This is a genomic window from Pseudomonas sp. PvP100 (genome assembly GCF_017833055.1).
Classification (GTDB): Bacteria; Pseudomonadota; Gammaproteobacteria; order Pseudomonadales; family Pseudomonadaceae; genus Aquipseudomonas; species Aquipseudomonas syringae.
Map to the genome: position 1 here is coordinate 5,890,684 of NZ_JAFIBO010000001.1, position 16,679 is coordinate 5,907,362.

Annotated in this window: 18 protein-coding genes; 4 read left to right on the forward strand and 14 right to left on the reverse strand. The window is 58.6% G+C overall.

The genetic code is table 11. The features are described 5' to 3' along the window. Window positions 1–10: 10 nt before the first annotated feature. From sctU to sctW, 12 genes are read right to left on the reverse strand one after another with little or no spacing between them, the layout of a single operon-like run. Window positions 11–1,090 carry a type III secretion system export apparatus subunit SctU gene (gene sctU, locus JOE39_RS25620; RefSeq protein WP_003409076.1) on the reverse strand — a complete coding sequence of 360 codons (1,080 nt, stop codon included), beginning with the start codon at window positions 1,088–1,090 and terminating at the stop codon, window positions 11–13. Next, window positions 1,087–1,881, reverse strand: a complete 795-nt coding sequence (gene sctT, locus JOE39_RS25625; protein ID WP_003339813.1) for a type III secretion system export apparatus subunit SctT — start codon at window positions 1,879–1,881, stop codon at window positions 1,087–1,089. The genes sctU and sctT overlap by 4 nt, the downstream gene beginning before the upstream one ends. Further along, window positions 1,882–2,148 (reverse strand): type III secretion system export apparatus subunit SctS, encoded by a 267-nt coding sequence (gene sctS, locus JOE39_RS25630; RefSeq protein ID WP_003339811.1) that lies wholly within the window; start codon window positions 2,146–2,148, stop codon window positions 1,882–1,884. A gap of 7 nt (window positions 2,149–2,155) precedes the next feature. Further along, window positions 2,156–2,809, reverse strand: coding sequence for a type III secretion system export apparatus subunit SctR (gene sctR / locus JOE39_RS25635; RefSeq protein WP_003409078.1), 654 nt, complete (start codon window positions 2,807–2,809; stop codon window positions 2,156–2,158). After that, window positions 2,806–3,207, reverse strand: coding sequence for a FliM/FliN family flagellar motor switch protein (locus JOE39_RS25640; protein WP_024959577.1), 402 nt, complete (start codon window positions 3,205–3,207; stop codon window positions 2,806–2,808). The genes sctR and JOE39_RS25640 overlap by 4 nt, the downstream gene beginning before the upstream one ends. Further along, a complete protein-coding gene (locus JOE39_RS25645) occupies window positions 3,197–3,913 on the reverse strand; it encodes a hypothetical protein (RefSeq protein WP_003421884.1) in 717 nt (238 codons plus the stop codon). Before JOE39_RS25645 ends, JOE39_RS25640 begins: the two co-directional genes overlap by 11 nt. After that, window positions 3,910–4,482, reverse strand: a complete 573-nt coding sequence (gene hrpP, locus JOE39_RS25650) for a type III secretion system protein HrpP (protein WP_198705940.1) — start codon at window positions 4,480–4,482, stop codon at window positions 3,910–3,912. The genes JOE39_RS25645 and hrpP overlap by 4 nt, the downstream gene beginning before the upstream one ends. Window positions 4,483–4,488: 6 nt before the next feature. After that, window positions 4,489–4,935 carry a hypothetical protein gene (locus tag JOE39_RS25655; RefSeq protein ID WP_003339800.1) on the reverse strand — a complete coding sequence of 149 codons (447 nt, stop codon included), beginning with the start codon at window positions 4,933–4,935 and terminating at the stop codon, window positions 4,489–4,491. Between the two features lie 2 nt (window positions 4,936–4,937). Beyond that, a complete protein-coding gene (gene hrcN / locus JOE39_RS25660; RefSeq protein ID WP_003421890.1) occupies window positions 4,938–6,287 on the reverse strand; it encodes a type III secretion system ATPase HrcN in 1,350 nt (449 codons plus the stop codon). After that, on the reverse strand, window positions 6,284–7,258 hold the full coding sequence (sctD, locus tag JOE39_RS25665) for a type III secretion system inner membrane ring subunit SctD (protein ID WP_122220539.1): 975 nt from the start codon (window positions 7,256–7,258) through the stop codon (window positions 6,284–6,286). Before sctD ends, hrcN begins: the two co-directional genes overlap by 4 nt. Before the next feature lie 33 nt (window positions 7,259–7,291). Next, complete coding sequence (gene sctV / locus JOE39_RS25670) at window positions 7,292–9,379, reverse strand: type III secretion system export apparatus subunit SctV (RefSeq protein WP_122220538.1); 2,088 nt, start codon at window positions 9,377–9,379, stop codon at window positions 7,292–7,294. Further along, entirely contained in the window at window positions 9,379–10,485 is a 1,107-nt protein-coding gene (gene sctW, locus JOE39_RS25675) for a type III secretion system gatekeeper subunit SctW (RefSeq protein ID WP_003421896.1), read from the reverse strand. The genes sctV and sctW overlap by 1 nt, the downstream gene beginning before the upstream one ends. A 241-nt stretch (window positions 10,486–10,726) precedes the next feature. Between sctW and hrpL the strand changes: the two genes are divergently transcribed. The 4 genes from hrpL to JOE39_RS25695 all read left to right on the forward strand — a co-directional run bounded on the left by hrpL (window position 10,727) and on the right by JOE39_RS25695 (window position 14,512). Then, window positions 10,727–11,281 carry an RNA polymerase sigma factor HrpL gene (gene hrpL, locus JOE39_RS25680; protein ID WP_003314155.1) on the forward strand — a complete coding sequence of 185 codons (555 nt, stop codon included), beginning with the start codon at window positions 10,727–10,729 and terminating at the stop codon, window positions 11,279–11,281. Between the two features lie 73 nt (window positions 11,282–11,354). Further along, window positions 11,355–13,661: a type III effector HrpK domain-containing protein gene (locus JOE39_RS25685; RefSeq protein ID WP_210078125.1), complete on the forward strand. Its 2,307-nt coding sequence runs from the start codon at window positions 11,355–11,357 to the stop codon at window positions 13,659–13,661. Between the two features lie 184 nt (window positions 13,662–13,845). Continuing rightward, on the forward strand, window positions 13,846–14,178 hold the full coding sequence (locus JOE39_RS26445; protein ID WP_259639677.1) for a hypothetical protein: 333 nt from the start codon (window positions 13,846–13,848) through the stop codon (window positions 14,176–14,178). A 4-nt stretch (window positions 14,179–14,182) separates the two neighbouring features. Next, complete coding sequence (locus JOE39_RS25695) at window positions 14,183–14,512, forward strand: hypothetical protein (protein WP_004403102.1); 330 nt, start codon at window positions 14,183–14,185, stop codon at window positions 14,510–14,512. A gap of 263 nt (window positions 14,513–14,775) precedes the next feature. Here JOE39_RS25695 and hopZ3 read toward each other — a convergent pair whose 3' ends face one another. Together hopZ3 and JOE39_RS25705 are read right to left on the reverse strand one after the other, a co-directional pair. Continuing rightward, complete coding sequence (gene hopZ3, locus JOE39_RS25700; protein WP_024664424.1) at window positions 14,776–16,011, reverse strand: type III secretion system YopJ family effector HopZ3; 1,236 nt, start codon at window positions 16,009–16,011, stop codon at window positions 14,776–14,778. Then, the gene (locus JOE39_RS25705; RefSeq protein ID WP_024664423.1) at window positions 16,008–16,475 is read right to left on the reverse strand and encodes a type III secretion system chaperone; all 468 of its coding nucleotides are present in this window, start codon (window positions 16,473–16,475) and stop codon (window positions 16,008–16,010) included. Before JOE39_RS25705 ends, hopZ3 begins: the two co-directional genes overlap by 4 nt. Between the last annotated feature and the right edge of the window lie 204 nt (window positions 16,476–16,679).

Below are 16,679 nucleotides of genomic sequence, written 5' to 3' on the forward strand. Positions count from 1 at the left end.
TAAACAGCCATCACAGCTCGACTTCGACCTGAATCACTTCATCGGTGACTTCGTCTAGTTGCCGAACCACTTTGTAGATGTGGCCGACAGCCTGCAGTGTGGGGCGGGGGATATATTTGCCGACCTTGGAGCGGTACAGCGTCCGGGTCAGCCAGATGCTCTGCACCACCGGGATGCCGGCTTTTTTGGCGCGGGCAATCAATGCCAGGGCTTCCTCGTCTTCACCTTTGCAATGAATCAGCGGCAGGGGCGTTTCGCCTGGTCGGTAATACAGGGCCACCGCGTAGTGGGTCGGGTTGACCAGCAGCATGTCGGCATCTTCCACAGGCTTGGGCGCAGCACTGGGCTCCTGATTGAGGATCTCCTGGGCAAGTTGCCGGCGATGGCCTTTGACGTGGGGGTCGCCTTCCGACTGCTTGTACTCTTTCTTGATGTCTTCGTGGCTCATGCGCAGTTTTTTCGCATGGAAGTATTTCTGCATGGCGAAGTCAATCATGGCGATCGCCAGCAGCAGCCCCAGTATCACTCGCAAAATATGCCTGAACAGCTCGACCAGGGCATGCCAGTAGGTCGTCAGATCGCTGTTGGCCAGCAACACCAGGGTGCCCAGCACAGGTTTGACTTGCACATACAGCGTCGCGCCGATGGCAATGGCCTTGAGCACACTGAGCAGCAGGTTGAGCAGGTTTTGCCCGGAAAACATCTGTTTGGCGTGGGAGAACGGGTTGATCTTGTTGGGATCGATTTTCAGCGCCTTGGGCGCGAACAGAAAGCCGATCTGCATCCAGCTGCTGATCAGGCGCATCAGCATCGCTATACCGACGCTGCACAAGGTAAAGCTGAGCAGTACGGTGAATCCTTCGCTGGCGATCAGCTCGACAGATGCGGCAAAGCTGCGGTCGATGCCTTTAAAGGACAGCGACAATAGCGCCTCCAGTCGGCTGACGCTTTCATCAGCCAGGGCCAGAGTGATTTCACTGACGGCCATCAACACCAGCAGTTTGCCGAGGTCCTGACTCTGCCCGACCTGACCCTTTTCCCGCGCGTCGCGCAGTTGCTTGGGCGTGGCCTTTTCGGTTTTTTCGCTCACGGCACTTGCACCAGAAGCGTCAGCAGCGACTTCAGATCAACCAGCTTCAACAATTGACCTGTGCCCAGTTCCAGCAGCGTCGGCAGATAGATCAGCAGAAAAGCGAGGCCGGCCATACTTTTGGCTGGCATGGCGAGGATCGAAACGTTCAGCTGTTGCGCATACAGGCCGATGATCGCGAACGCTGCTTCGATCAACAGCAGCAGCGCGATGAAGGGCGCGGCGTACAGCAGCATGTGCTGCATCGTCTGGTTCAACTGCTCCAGAAAGACATCCAGGCCGCCAGCGTTCATGCCCGGCATCCAGGCCGTCGGAGGCCAGACGCTGTAGCTGTCCCAGATGATCTGAGTCATCAGCGACAGCCCCCCGGTGAGGATTACCAGCATGATCAGGGTTTCTTGAAACAATTCGCCCAGTGGCGTGGCGTCAGGGCCCAGCGCCGGGTTCAACTGGCCGCCGCTGAGCGCACCGCGCTGGCTATCGAGCAGCGCGCCCACCGAGGCGAACATCCAGAATGGCGCATACAGCAACAGCCCCAGTAGCGTGCCGAGTACCGCTTCCTTGATCAGCAGGCCGCCGATTGCGAACCAGTTGTCGTCGAGGGACTCCAGAGCCTTGCTGATGGCCGGTGCCGGGATCATCGCCATCACCGCCACGACGGCATAACGCAACGGGCCTTTCAGGTATTTGAAGCAAAAGGCTGGCACCAGCAGCATGCAGGGCATCAGCCGTGCCATTGCCAGTCCCATGCCCAGCATGAATTGAAAGGCGCTGTGCGCGTCGAAGGGCATTTAGTGACTGACCCCGGAGCGGGCAATCAGGTCGAAGGCCATATTGATGAACTGGATCAGCTCGACGCCGATCCAGCGGCCGGTCATGGCCAGGGTCAGTCCGACGGCCCCCAGTTTGATGCCGAAGGGCAATGTCTGATCCTGAATCTGCATGAGTGCCTGCAGCAGCGAGGTGACCACACCCACGAGCACCGCAACGGCCAGCGGCGGTGCGGTCAGGATGACGACCAGAAACATGCCTTGCTTGAACAACGCCAACGCTTCCATGACCGCCTCACATGTAGGAATAGAACAGGCTGTCGAGCAGACGCGACCAGCCCGATACGAGCACGAACAGCAGCAGTTTGAGCGGCAGCGACAGTGTCATAGGCGAGACCATCTGCATGCCCAGTGCCAGCAACAGGTTGGAGACAATCAGGTCAATGACGATGAAAGGGATATAGATCAGAAAACCGATCTCGAAACCGGCCTGCAGCTCCGATAGCACAAAGGCCGGGATCGCCAGCAGAAGATCGTTTTTGTTGGCCTGATCGGCCATTTCCTTGGGCCACATGCGCTGGGTATTTTCCAGCAGATGGGCGACGACATCCGGGTCGGTGTTGCGTGTCATGAAGCGTTGCAGCGGCTCGATGACCACTTTGAGGCTGCTCTGCAGTTTGTCGGCGTTGCTCAGTTCCAGCGGGTGTTCATGAACCCGCTGCTGTATGTCGTGCGCCACCGGGGCCATGACAAACATCGTCGCGGCCAGGGCGATGCCATACAACGCCATGTTCGGCGGCACTTGCTGAACGCCGATCGCGTTGCGGGTGATCAGCAGCGTCATGGCGATCTTCAGAAAGGCGGTGCAGACGATCAACAGGAACGGGATCAGCGACAGCGAGCCGAGAAACAGCGCCAGCATGATCGGGTTGACGCCCTCCATGATCATGAGCGCGCCACCAGCCGGGTAATCTGCAAACCGAGGCGGCCTTCGACGTCGACCAGCTCGCCTTCGGCAACCACCTGCTCGCCATGGCACAGCGTGGCGTGGCCTGGCGCGATGCCGCTGACTTCGAGAATGGTTCCGGCGTCCAGTCGGCGCAGTTCGGCAAGGGTCAGTCTGAGCTCGCCGCAGCGCAAGGTCAGGGCCAGCTCCAGTGAGTCGAGCATCGGCGACTCGTTGTGTTCTCCCGACGCCTCTTCATGCTCCGCTTCGCTGTCCGCATAGCCGAATGCGTGCTCGGCGTGCTCGTCGTCACGCAGTTGCTGATCAGCCTGTTCAGGCACCGGTTCTTCATAGTCGTCGAGCATCTCGACGTCGTCCTGATACAGATCTTCAGTACTCATGGTGACTGTGCTCCTCATGACCGAGCTGCAGAAAAAGATGCTGGGCCTGTTGGTCGGTGCGGGCCGCCCATTGACGTCCAGCGAGTGTCACGGACCCTTGTCCGGCGCTGTCGAACCGGCAGCGGGCGGGTAGCACCACGTCACCGGGGCGTAGCGAGGCGATTTGTTCCCGAGTCAGTGACAGTTCGCCGACGATCAGTGGTGTCGCCACCGACCAGGATTCGTCCACGTTACGATTCAAGACTTGCCAGTCAGCCGAACCCAGAAGCCTGAGCAGGGTGGCGGGTGCGGCGTGCAGGTGGGCATCGAGTCGTTCGCTGCCCAGTCGCACGAGAACCCGGCAGCCGATGGCCGGCTCGGTCGGGGCGTCTGAAAACGGCGCAACAGGCGCCAGCAGATCGGCGATCACCGTGCTCAGGCGCTGGTTGAATAACTGCCAGTACCAGGCCTGGTACTCGCCGCCGAGCGTTAAGGGCACTTCGCCCAGCAGGCTGAGCAACGCTTCGGCATCGCTTAGCAACAAGGGGCCGACCGCCGTATTCAACCAGACACCGTCTGCCGGTATCCGCGCGTCTTCGTGCTGCGGCAGCAGGCTCAGTTCGGCGTGCTGACCGCGGGCGCTGAAGCCCAGGCGCCGTCCGGCGCCAAGTGCGCGTGTGGCTTGGGCCAGCAGAGCGTCGACCTTGCGCAGACGCAGGGCGCTCATGCTGTGAAGTCTTCATGCATGTCCAGCTCGACGTCCTGGCCAAGTGCCTGCGCCAGCGATTCCCGGCATGCGCCGACCTGGCCCTGCAAGCGCTTGAGAACGTCACGTCGGCCAAAGCCCAGTTGAATGCTCCAGCGGTTTTCGGATTTGCTGGCGTTGACCCGCACGCTACCCAGATTGGGCATGAGCAGGCTGAACGCCAGCGGACCGTCCGGCTGATCGGGCAAACGCTGCGCCAGCTCGTCGATCAGCTGAGTCGGTACGTTTTCGGACTGTGCAGAGAAGGCCACACCGCTGCCTCCGAAGCCCTGCTGATCCGGCTCTTCACCTACCTGCGGTATCAGCAGTTGCGAGAAGAACATGCCGTCGGCGCTCATCGGGCTGTCGGCCACTGAACGGTTCAGCGCGAAACGAACCTTCGGCACATCGCCCCGTGGCGCCCCGGTAAAGGCTGGTGGCTGGTCATCGGACCTGGCGGGCTGACGCAGCGAAGGCAGGGGGCGCGAGGTGGCTGGCGGGGCACTTGGCGCGGGTGGCGCTTTGGCAGGGGGTTTGATCGGTGCGGTCATCGTCACTTAACCTTCTTCGTTGAGCGTCTCCTCCATGCAGGCGAGTTTCTCGACCGCGCGCTGAGACGCCTTGGCTTGCAGCCGTTTCTGTTCAAGCAACGCCTGTTGTTCAGCTACTCGCATTTGCTGTTGCTGCACGTCCTGGCGGATGTAAGCCAGGCGGTCGAGCATGGTTCTTTCCTTTTCGTGCCAGCCGTCGACATCAGTCAGGCTGAGCGTCTTTTGCAAATGCGCATGGGACAGACTCTCGCGGCGGCGCTTGTGGTTGTCGCGTTCCTGATTCAGCGACGCCCTTGTCTCTGCTAAGTGGTCGAGCATCGATTTCAGTTCCAACTGCGCCTGGCGATGGGCACGCTCGGCACTGGCCTGACGGTGTTGGCGCAGTGGCGTGAGCAGACCGATCACCTGCTGCAGAGCGACCTGTTGCGGGTCGTCTTCCAGTGGTTCGTCCATGGCTACTCCGGCAGTTGAGAGGTGAGTTGCAGCAGCCTGTCGAGGGTTTCCTGCAACGGCACGGGTTCACGCAGGTCCTGGCGCAGGAACGCGTTTATGGCCTCGTTCAGTTGCACGGCACAGTCGGTGACCGGGTCGGCCCCGGCCTGGTACTCACCCAGGCGCAGGAGCATTTCCACTTGTTTATAGGCGGCCAGCAACTGGCGCAGGCGATTGTTCGCCCGTTGATGTTCGCGACCGGTGACGTTGCTCAGAATCCGGCTGATGCTGGCCGACACATCGATCGCCGGGTAGTGCCCGCGCTCGGCCAGTTTGCGCGACAGTACGATGTGCCCGTCGAGCAACGAGCGCACTTCGTCGGCGACCGGATCGTTCATCGAGTCCTGTTCGATCAGTACCGTGTAAAGCGCGGTGATCGAACCGTTCTCGCTCATCCCGGCGCGTTCCACCAGGCGTGGCAGCAGGGTGTACACCGAGGGCGGCAAACCGCCGCGCCCCAGCGGCTCGCCCGAAGCAATGCCGATTTCCCGTTGCGCGCGGGCGAAGCGGGTCAGCGAGTCGAGCAGCAACAGCACTTTCTGGCCTCGGGCGCGAAAGGCTTCGGCGATGGCGGTCGCGGTGAACGCAGCGCGGGCGCGCTCCATGCTGGAACGATCGGATGTTGCACAGACCAGCACCGAGCGGCGGCGCAGGTTTTCGTCCAGTTCGTGGTCGAGAAACTCGCGCAGCTCGCGGCCCCGTTCGCCAATCAGGCCGAAAACGATGACGTCACAATCCATGTTGCGCGCCAGTTCGGCCATCAGCGTGGTCTTGCCGCAGCCCGCACCGGCGAACAGCCCGACACGCTGGCCCTCGCCGAGCAGAATCGCACTGTCGATGGCGCGTATCCCGGTGGGTAACGCCCGGGTGATACGCGGGCGCTGGGTCGGCGGCAGGGCGTCGGCGATCACCGGCAAAGTCGTGCGGCGGTCCTCGGGGCCGGCGAAAGCGCCGAGGCAATCGCCCATCAGCGGGCGCCCGAAACCGTCCAGTACACAGCCGAGCAGGCTGTCATCGACGCCGATCCGGTGTGCCACGCCCAGCGGGCGGATCGGCGCGCCGACCTGAATACCGTCGGGTGGGCCCAAGGCACTGAGCAGCGTGCATTCCTGGGTGAAGCCGACGATTTCGGCCAGCAGCAACGAGCCGTCGGCTTTGCTCACTTCACACAGATCGCCGACCTTGGCCGATGGAATCTTGCACTCCAGCAGAATTCCGCGCACGGCGCTGACGCGGCCAATGACGCGCACCGCGCAGTACTGGCTCAAACGCTTGGCGTGCGCGTCTTTCCACAGGTTCAGTGCTGCATTCACCAGTTCACCTCGACATGGCGATTACCGTCGAATTGCAGGCGCTGATTATCGATTCGGGTGAGGCGCAGGCCATCCACTTCGTCACCTACGTAAACCCGTCGACCGTCGGCAGTCACCAGATGCGCATGCGGCCCGGTCATGATCTGAACCACCACAAAGGGCAGGGTGTTGCGATTGCTGCCCACGTTGTCCAGAACGGTTACCGGCGAGTCGTACAGGGTCTTGAAGCGCTGAAGCATGCGCTGGTAGACCAGCAGCGATTCTTCTTTCAGATCGCCGTTTAGGACCAGCCCGTCGGGCGTCTCTTCTACGCTGACGTCAGTCAGCAGGCGGTCGCTGAGCATGGTGCTCAACTGGTGGCGGACGTCATCCGCGCTGCTCAGACGTATGCGTTTGTCGGTCACAGGGTTTGCAGCCTTGGCTGGCGCCTTGGGTGTATCGGGCGAGGCCCCTGTCGTGGCGGCCGCCAGGTGTGCCGGGCTCTGATCCATAGCAATAGCGGGCGGGCGGGTCAGGCTCCAGGCGCTGCCGATGACGCCCACCAGCAGCCCGGCGATGATGCCCGTGGTGCGGTTGAGAAACTGCGAGCGGGACTTGACCTTCTCCAGCGGCACGTCGTTGCGTGCCGGCCCGGATTCGGCCTCAGGCTGTTTGGGAATCACGGCGGGCACGGAGGGCCATTCATCGCCCGCAGACGAAACGCACAGCCACACCGAACCCAGCATGAAGGCGTTGTTCAGCGTCAGGTCGATGCTCGGCCGGGCGTTGCCCTGTTCGTCGCAGACCGCGCCTTGTTCAGCGTTCAGTGTCCAGTTGTCGTCGACACGTTGCAGGCGGCAATGCAGGATTTCCACGCCCGCATCGTCAAGCGCCAGATCGTGTTGTCCGGCAGAGCCAATCGACCATTGCTCACCGATCAGCGGTAATGCCGCGCCTTGGTGCTGGCCGTTCAGTACGCGTAATTCAAACATCTGAAAGTCTCCGTGCGTTCAGGCCTTGCAGGCTCAAGCAGCATGCTCGTTGTCCAGCGGCTCGAGATCGTCTTCAAGGTCGAATCGACCCATGACCTTGACCTTGGCCGCATTGCTGATTTCCGCGAAAGATAGTACGGGTACATGGTAGAACTCCTCCCTCAACAAGGTACGCAGAGGGCTGCGCAGATCCTGTGCCACCAGCAGAACCGCCTGTTCGGGAGCTCGTACCGGGAAGGCAATGTGCAGCTGTTGCACGAGCATCTGGCTGATCTCGTTGCTCAGCGCGAAGAATGTTTCGGTTTGCGTCTGGCGCAGGCCATCCCGCAACAACCCCTCGCTTTCCGGCGTCAGCAGCCACACTTGCAGGCCTTCGGCACCGCAGTACTGGTGGTAGATCTGCGACTTGAGCGCAATGCGTACGTAGTCGGTCAGCACATTGGTATCGCGTTCATGCTGACAGTGCTCGATCAGGGTTTCGGCAATGACCCGGATCGCCCTCAGCGGCACACGCTCCGAGGCCAGGCGTTGCAGGACGGCCGAAAAGCGCGTCAGGGTGAGGACCCGTTGCATTTCCTGAGCGAGTTCCGGTTGCTCGGACTCTAGCCAGCTGAGGATGGCTTTGGTTTCCTGCAAGCCGATGAACTGCGGCGCGCAGGACTGCAATGTGCGCTCCATGCGTTCGATGATCAGGGTCGTGGAGCTGACCGGGTTCAAGTCGCCAGACTGCTCGGCCGGCAGCCATACCCATTGATCTTCCTGGCGGTCGGAGTTGCCCGGGATGGCCGCCGGAAGGTTTTCGCCTGCCAGCTGGCGTGCTTCCACGGCGACATGGCTCTGCGTGAAGGTGGCCTTGAGCATCGGTACGTCATAGACGGTGAAGCGAAACTCGTCCGGGGCAATGTCATCGACATGCTCGATGATGAACGAAGGCAGGGTCAGGCCGTACTGCACCACCAGACGGTTGCGGCGCTTGCGTATTTCGCTGACCAGCGCTTCGATCTGCGCGCTGTCCTGGCCGGGGTGGAATTGCAGCACAAACTGCCGGCTGGGGGAAAAGGTACGCAGGTCTTCCTTGCCGTTCATTTCTGGCGCCACAGCGGCTGTACGTTGCTCATCGGCCTTGGGTTTTGCCCGTTGCAACTGCAGCAGTCCACCGGCACCGCAGATAATCGCGATGGTGATGAAAACACCGGTCGGCATTCCCGGCAGTGCCGCGAAGCCGAGCATGGCCACCGAGGCGATTATCCAGGCCTTGGGCTGACTGGTGATCTGCTCGGCGATCTCGCGGCCGATATTGGCTTCCGCCCCTGCCTCGGTGTTGGGCACGCGAGTGATGATCATGCCGCTGGTGACGGAGATCAGCAGCGCAGGAATCTGGGCGATCAGGCCGTCACCGATGGTCAGCACGGTATACAGCTGCAAGGCGTCGCCCGCTGCCATGTTGTGCTGCAGCACGCCGATGGATATGCCGCCGATCATGTTGATGGCAACAATAATCAGGCTGGCGATCGCATCGCCGTTGACGAACTTCATGGCGCCGTCCATCGCACCGAACAACTGGCTTTCCTTATTCAGTTCGGCGCGTCGTTTGCGAGCCTCGTGAACGGTGATCAGGTTGGCGCGCAGGTCACTGTCGATGGACATCTGCTTGCCGGGCATCGCGTCCAGGGTAAAACGCGCGCCGACTTCGGCGACCCGTTCCGAGCCTTTGGTGATCACCAGAAAGTTGACCACCGTCAGGATCAGGAAGATCACCAGACCCACCGCCAGGTTGCCGCCCACCACGAACTGCCCGAACGCCTCGACGATGTGCCCGGCGTCCTGGTTGAGCAGAATCAGCCGCGTCGTAGACACCGACAGGGCCAGGCGAAACATCGTGGTCAGCAGCAGCACGGCAGGGAAGGTCGAGAACGCTAGTGGCCTGGGCAGGTGCATCGCCAGCATGATCAGCAGGCAGGAAATACAGATGTTCACGGCGATCAGCACGTCGATCAAGCCGGTGGGCAGCGGCGTGATCATCATGAACACGATGGCGATCACAAAAAACGCACCGACCAGTTCCGAGCGGCGCATGGCCGACAGCGCGACCATGTTCAGAAAGTTGATGACCCGGTTCATCAGGCAAGCCCCTCGTATAGTTGCTTCTGTTCCTTATGCGTGAGCTCGGCCATCAGCGTGAGTAGATTATTCAGCGCGGCCTGACGGCTTTTCAGGTCCCGCCAGAGCAGGATCGGCAACTGCATCAGCATCGGCCGCAGGCCATTAAGAAACGCCAGTTGGTGTTCGAGCCTGTTGCCCCCGATGTGCTGGGTCAGTTGCAAGGTCTGATTCACATTCATGCCATTGGCCGTCAGGGTCAGCATGTGTTTGAGGAAGGCCGGTGGGTCCACCGTCAGTTTGGGATTCTTTTTACGCATGCGCCCCAGCAGGTGTTCGCAGCCGCGCAACAGCGTAGTGACATGGCGCGCGGTGGTCAGGCCATGCATCAGCGTGCGCAATTGTTCATGAGAAGCCGACGGGGTAATCGCCGAAAGATCGTCGGCGATGGCGATGCGCATGTCGCGCAGGTTCAGGTCGAACTCGCCGGGTTCCTGTTGCTCGCCAATCAAGGCTTCGATCAAGCCCGTGACGTTGGGTTGTCCGGAAACCGCTACGCCATACAGATTGCGCAAGGCCGTGCGGCGCTTGTTATCGATGTTCTGGCGCCCGAAGGCTCTTGCGGTATTGATACCGGCGCGTGCGCGCGGGCCGAATCGGCGGCGCAGATGTTTGAGCGTCTGGGTCAGCGCTGCATATTCTGCTTCAGCCCCATCGTCTTCTGCCTGTTTGCGCGCTGCCTGCAACACCACGTGAGCCTTGGCAGCGTCGCCGTCAGCGAATTCCAGAACCTGTTCCAGATCGGCGTCGTTGTCCTGCAGCAGTTTTTTGCGCAGCAGTCTGGCGGCGTTATCCAGCCCGGTGTCGCTGGTGCTCATCAGCAACTGATAAAGCTCGCCCAGCTTGACGGCCCGCGACTGCAACGCGTTCCTGCTCGCGATCAGTTCTCGCTCACGCAATATCCGGCTGTGCTGCACCAGAGCCGCAGCGAAGCGCGAAACCTGCAGTGACGAGGTGCCTTTTTCATCAGGCAACCCGCTGCCGGGAATCGCTCGCGCAGCCGGTGTGATGGCGCGGATCGGCGCTACCGGACGAATGGGCAATGTAGGCGGGGCGACAATTTTCATAGGACGATTCTGGGCCTGGTGTGACCGCTGAGTGGGTCGTTGGCCCGGTTCGGTTCCCTGGTGCCGAAGGCTCATGCGTTTGTGCCAAAAGCTGCAGAGCTAAAAATCGTGTTGCGCAAAAAAATGTATTACAAAGAATTTCACATTTTAAAATATTTATATAAATCATGTGGTTATGATTATTTTTGGACTGGCATGGTTATCGCTATAGGACTTGCACTCCATCAATTGAGGCAAGCCCATGCTCCCGAATCTTGTGATCCTTGATGCAACCGAACCACGCCAACCATCGTCGTCTGCCGGTATCCGGCAATTGACGGCCGATCAGGTCCAGATGCTCAGAGCGTTCATCCAGAAGCGGGTGAAGAACGCTGATGATGTGGATGACATCCTGCAATGCGTGTTTCTCGAGGCGTTACGCAATGAGCACAAGTTTCAGCACGCCAGCAAACCGCAAACCTGGTTGTGTGGCATTGCGCTGAATCTGATCCGTAACCACTTTCGCAAAATGTATCGTCAGCCCTATCAGGAAAGCTGGGAAGACGAGGTCCATACGGACCTGGAGTCGAACGGCGATATCACCCATCAGGTAGACGGGCACCGACAGCTGGCACGCGTCATAGAGGCCATCGACTGCCTGCCGACGAACATGCAGAAGGTTCTGGAAGTTTCTCTGGAAATGGATGGCAATTATCAGGAAACCGCCAACATGCTCGGTGTTCCTATCGGCACCGTCCGCTCCCGACTGTCCCGGGCACGGGTGCAGCTCAAGCAACAGATAGACCCGTTCGCCTGAGTGAACATCTGTCTGGAACCAACTTGCGCGCAAAACCACACAGTTGCCATCCCTCACCACTTGGATGGCAACCATGCGTATATCCAGTTCTCCCAGTCCTGCCCTCGGCAGCATCGTGAATCAACCCACCTCTGGCGAACTGGCTGCTGAGACGCCATTGGCCAAAGCTTCGCTTACGCAGGGCAGCGCAGGTGGTGGTCAGGCTTTTGTGCAGTTCGGCCAGGCCAACGACAGCCCCTCTTCCTTTTCGGGAACCGAGCAAAGCGGTTCATCGCTGATGAGTCTGCTGACTCGCAGCAGCAGCAGTGAAAGCACCTCCAGCGTCGATCAGGACGGTGATCAGGTGTCCCCGATGACATCGGTCTCGGCCACAGCGAGCTCGGCATCCACGGCGGCCTCCAGCCCGGCGAATGCCCCAAGCGCTACCGATGCAGCGTTTCTCGATAACTCCGAATATTCTTCGCCCGAGGCGCTCAAGCGCTGGGAGCCGATGGTTGCCAACCTGCCGCCCGAGGAGCGCGAGCAGGCGGCCAAAGAACTCAACCGGCCCATCGCCGCAGCGTGGATGGCCAGAGAGGATGGTCCCAATGCCGAAAAGGCGATGGCGTTCATCAATGCCAACCCTGCGTTGAAGACGGCGGTGGACGTCGGCAAGGATGGCGGTAATGCGGATGGCAAAATCACCAACAAAGACCTCAAGGCGTTCGCCAAAAACATGGAGAAGGCGGCCGACAATGCCGACAAGGATGTGGCCAAGTACATGGAAGATAACCCCGGCGCTGATCCTCAATCCCTTGAAATGGTGCGCAGCGCAGCGGTGATGCGCGCCAATATGCCGTTGGCGACGGCAGCCGACCCTCATCATGCCGTCGGGGCGGCGGACAAAACCGATGTCGATGGTAATGTCAGCGCCGAGGGTCTGAAAGCGCTGATTAAAAGTAACCCCGGGTTGTCAGGTACGCTCAAACAGTCCTGCAACATGTGGTCGCAGGCGGGCTTCCTCAGCCAGGTGGATGAAGCCGGTCTGACCGGGCGCAAGAAGGCTGCGCATAGCCCCGACCAGGTGTTCGATGCGTCCAATATGAGCGAGTGGATCAGGAAGAGCGCCCCCAAAAATGGTGGCCAGTTCGCCAGCATGCTCAGCGATGCCGCGACGTTGAATTCGGTAGCCGGTATCGATATCAGCAAACTCAATGCTCAGGTTTTCGAGAAGCCCGAGGCTTACACCGGCGCGCAGAAAGCCGCTGTGATGATCAAGTTGCAGCAGACCCAGCAAAGCGTGATAGCCGGGCGGGATTTGCGCAATACCGAGAAGACCGAGGCGGGCCTTAACGACCGAATTGCCCGGTTGCAAGACGATCCAGACGTTCAGGAGTACCTCAACAAAAGCATTCCCGAACAGGAGCGCAGCCTGGTTCGCAGCGATTCGGCGCTGCAGAAGGCCGTGACTGAGCAGGCTCAAAACGTCAACAGCGGAAAGGCCTTGCAAGCCGACATGGCAACCGCAGACAAGGCCGTCGACAAACACAACCCCAACCCCGATTACAGCGGCGCCATCACCGGCTTGTCGGCCCAACTGCAACTGCAAAAAGACCTGTTTCCCGATGCCCAGGTGCCCACTGCCCAGCAAGTATTCAACAACCAGTCTGATGAACTGCAAACGAAGATCGCCGACTCCTACGTTCGCAATTTCAGCGAGGGGGGCGCTCTGAAACAACTGCTTGGCCAGAAAAAGTCTGACGCCGGCGAGTCTTTGCAAACCGCAGATAACCAGAAAGCGGCGTATGAAAGCGTGCTGCCCGCTGATTTCGTTAATGATGAGCGTGAGAGCTACACGGCCAGCACCTTGTCCGAACTGCAGAACTCCAAAAAAGGCCGCAAGTTGCTGGAGGGCAAGACCGATGAAGAGGGCGGCCCTTCGCTGGCCGAGCAGCTCGCCGAGCAAGGTATCGGAGGCAAGGCATTCAACTCGGTCATGGGCTTTGCGTCAGTGTCTGACAGGCTCGCCAGCGGTGACAAGCTGGGCGCTGCTCAGGGCATCATCGACAGCTCCAGGTTGGGCGCGGAGGCAATCAAGGGCGGCATAGACACCGGCGCGAAAATGATGGGCCGCGAGGCATCCGCCGGTCTTGGTCGTCTGGGCGGCCAGATGATCGGCCGCGCTGTCGGTCTGGTTGCCGGTGAAGCCACAGGGCTTGCCGCAGGCGCAGCGCTGGGTGCTGCAATCCCGGTCATCGGCTGGGCCATCGACGGCGCTATGGCGTTGGGTTTTGGTATTTCGGCGATTATCGACGCAGTCAAAAAGCACAAGGCGCAGAAGGCGTTTGATCATAACGTTGACCCGGTGCTGGATCAGTTCGGGATTGACAGGGCGCATTGATTGAATTGAATCGGCTCAGACGCCTTGAATGCTGAGCCTTCATTTCTACAGATCCGTGTGAGCTGTTTAATCGGCCGCATGAAAGTTTATGGACAGCGTTAGCGCTAGACGCTAAAAAACCGAGGCTATTTGACAAATATCGGCCTTTTGTCAGGCCTGACATTAAATTAAACAGTTAAAAAAGGTGAGCCCGAAGAGTTGCGTATCGTCAAAAGCATCTGTCATTTCTTCGGACAGCTTTCGCGCATCATATACAAACTCTCCAGAGGCATCCTCTGTCCATCAACGAGCCAGGACGCCAAGGTGCGGTGAGCTTCACGGGCCCCAAGTGAGCGGATTGATGCCTTGCCAGCAGGCGTTAGTAGGAGTGGCCCGATGGCCTGATCCGCATTTTAACAGCCTGCTGAATCGTGGGACGGTGGTGCCCTTGGTTTTCGGATTCGAAAAAGTCAAAGGTCTTTCTGCCCATGAGATCAGTACCTCTATACCGGGCAAGAATAATAGGTTTATGTACTAGGCAAATGAGCATCGCCTGGCCGGGGAGGCAGACGGTGGCAATCGAGGAAGTGGAGATCAGAAGCCTTGGCGATCTTGTAACGCTGTCTCTGGGATGTGAGCTCAAGAATATAAAGCTGCCTGAAGATCTGCTTGTAAGGCTGAAAATAAGCAAGAAAGAGAAAGCCGAGTATCTGGATGCGTCAGCTGTTGACAGGTTTCGCAATAATCTTCTTGATCAGGTCTCGGAAATGTCCAATGGTGCGCCCTTGAATACGCTGAGTCTTGAGGCGCTACAGGATATAAACGCGGAGTTGCGTGTGCGTGATCTGCGGACTTTTCTTCGGCAGTCCTGACAGCGTTGGCGCTCTTTCAGCAAAGTGACGCACGTCTTTCTATAACCTGATTCGTCTTGCAGTGGAGCTGAGGCCGCGATACACGGCCCCGGCTCCAATAGGGGGGCTGGCCAAACCCGTTACGCCAGCTTTTCGTTTGCTGAGCAAGCCGAGCCTCGACTCGTTCCTCCTGCCTCTTGAGGTGACAACCTTTATTCTTCTCGAACACCTGTCCTCGGACAAAACGCGCCAACCATAAGGCGCGTTTTTTCAGAGGACGTGAGTCAAGGCTTGGCCCGGACCCTGTTTGCGGCAAGGAAGTCACCTGCTCGCTTTATTTCCTGCATTCTGAAACCTTCAATAGAGGTAACGTGCTGACCGGCAGATCGTTGCGCCCGGTAGGCACGGTTTCTGTGTAATAGCGTTTCCATATGCAGACCGCCCTGGTCTTTAGTGACGGTGGTATCTTTTTTCGGGTGATTCTCCACGAAGCTTTTTGACTGAGCATGTTTCAAGAAGGTCGCCGGGATAGGTACCTGCTTTTCTCCATTGTGCAGACGGGAGGTATATTCTTCGTGATGTTTAAAAGCTTTCAGGGCGTTATTAAGCGCAAACATGGTGCAGTCAGTTTTCGAGTATTGAAGAAAATTTCCTACCATTTTGAGTTTGACGTTGCCTAATGCTGAAAATATTTCCCTTTCTGCAGCATCTATAATGTTCCCCGGGGCAGACTCAAAGCCGACAATCGACGGTCGATGGCCGTATCTCAGTTGGATATCCAAGGCTATATGGTGGTCTGGCATCTTTTTGAATGGGGGGTAAACAACTCGCATACTCAGCGATTGCTTGTTTTTTTGAATATCCCTGTTTTGCTCTTTTATCGCCTGGTAACAGTCTTTATGACTTTTGAATGTATGCAGATTCAAGCCGGGATTTCTTGTATTTTCCGCTTTGGCGAACAGCGGCAGTAACTTGATATCTCCTTGCGTAATATTGGAGTTCGGACCTTCACCCTTTTTCACTTGGTTACAGACCATTACGGCATATTCATGCAGATCCTTATCACGCAAAGCTAACTGGGCCAGGTTAATCGGTTCCATCTTCTCCAGTAGGCGCTTAGGTATTGCTTCGGGCTTCTCAGGTATAGCATCTCCCCGTGATGCTTTCGGTGAGTTCAGCATCATTGTATGAAAATCTTCCAGCTCAGAATGGTTCCGCCCGCCGGGGAGGCGAAATTGTAAAAAGGCGGACGACGAAGGCATTGAACCTTCAGCCTGCGGAGTATCATTCGCGCCGGATGAGCTGGCCCCTGATTCATATCTTCCTGCCGCGCGCGCGTTTTGCGGTGATGCCGCTGTCTGGTTGGCGTTGTATCTGATATCCGTTGGCAGCGCATCCTGACGTCGCAGACGTCTGCCCTCGCCACGCTGTAGCGGTGGGTTAGTTACCGATGATGACGAAGCGCTTTCAGTGTTCTCTGCCTGAGTCCCCTGACGTCTGTTCGGACCTGAGATATTCATCGAATAGTCCCCGCCATGGTTAGCATTAAACCGGCTTTCGTCAGCCTGGTTGAGGAGGCGAGCGGAGCAGAATGGCCATGCAGTAACTTTGCCCGCCATATTTTCGCAACTTCGATCATCTGAACGCAGGCGCTGACAAAGTGATCCTCATCAATCCGTAACGGATCAAACCGCTGAAAAAGCAGCACTTCATTATTTTTTTCGTCCAGCCCGAAGGCCGCACCATCGCTGGAGCCGTAATGAAAGAGGTTGGCGGCCAGAATATCGCTCAGAAGTGTGCTGCTGGCTGGAGTAGAAAGCGTGCCCACGCACAGATAAACAAACAGCGTATTTTGCTGTTCAATCCGTTCCAGCGTCATGTCCAGTTCGTTGACCTTCAGACAGCACAGGTGATTCGCATCCAAAGAAAGCGGTCCACTTTCAAGCCTTATCGCCAACGCATTCAGCAAGTCTTGTATCGTCATAATCGGAACTCTGCAGGTCAGGAAAATGTGCACCAGCCGCTATCGAGGCCAAACCTCGCCCTGTCATGGCCAGGTCCTGTCCGGCTGGCCCGGTGCTCTATTACTGATCGTTGAGTGGTTGAGGCCTTCAGTCAGTTCCCCAGGCATTGATCGACTCAATGAAAGATCTTTTAGGGGGCGCCTTAGAAAAAGGATTTTAAAGTA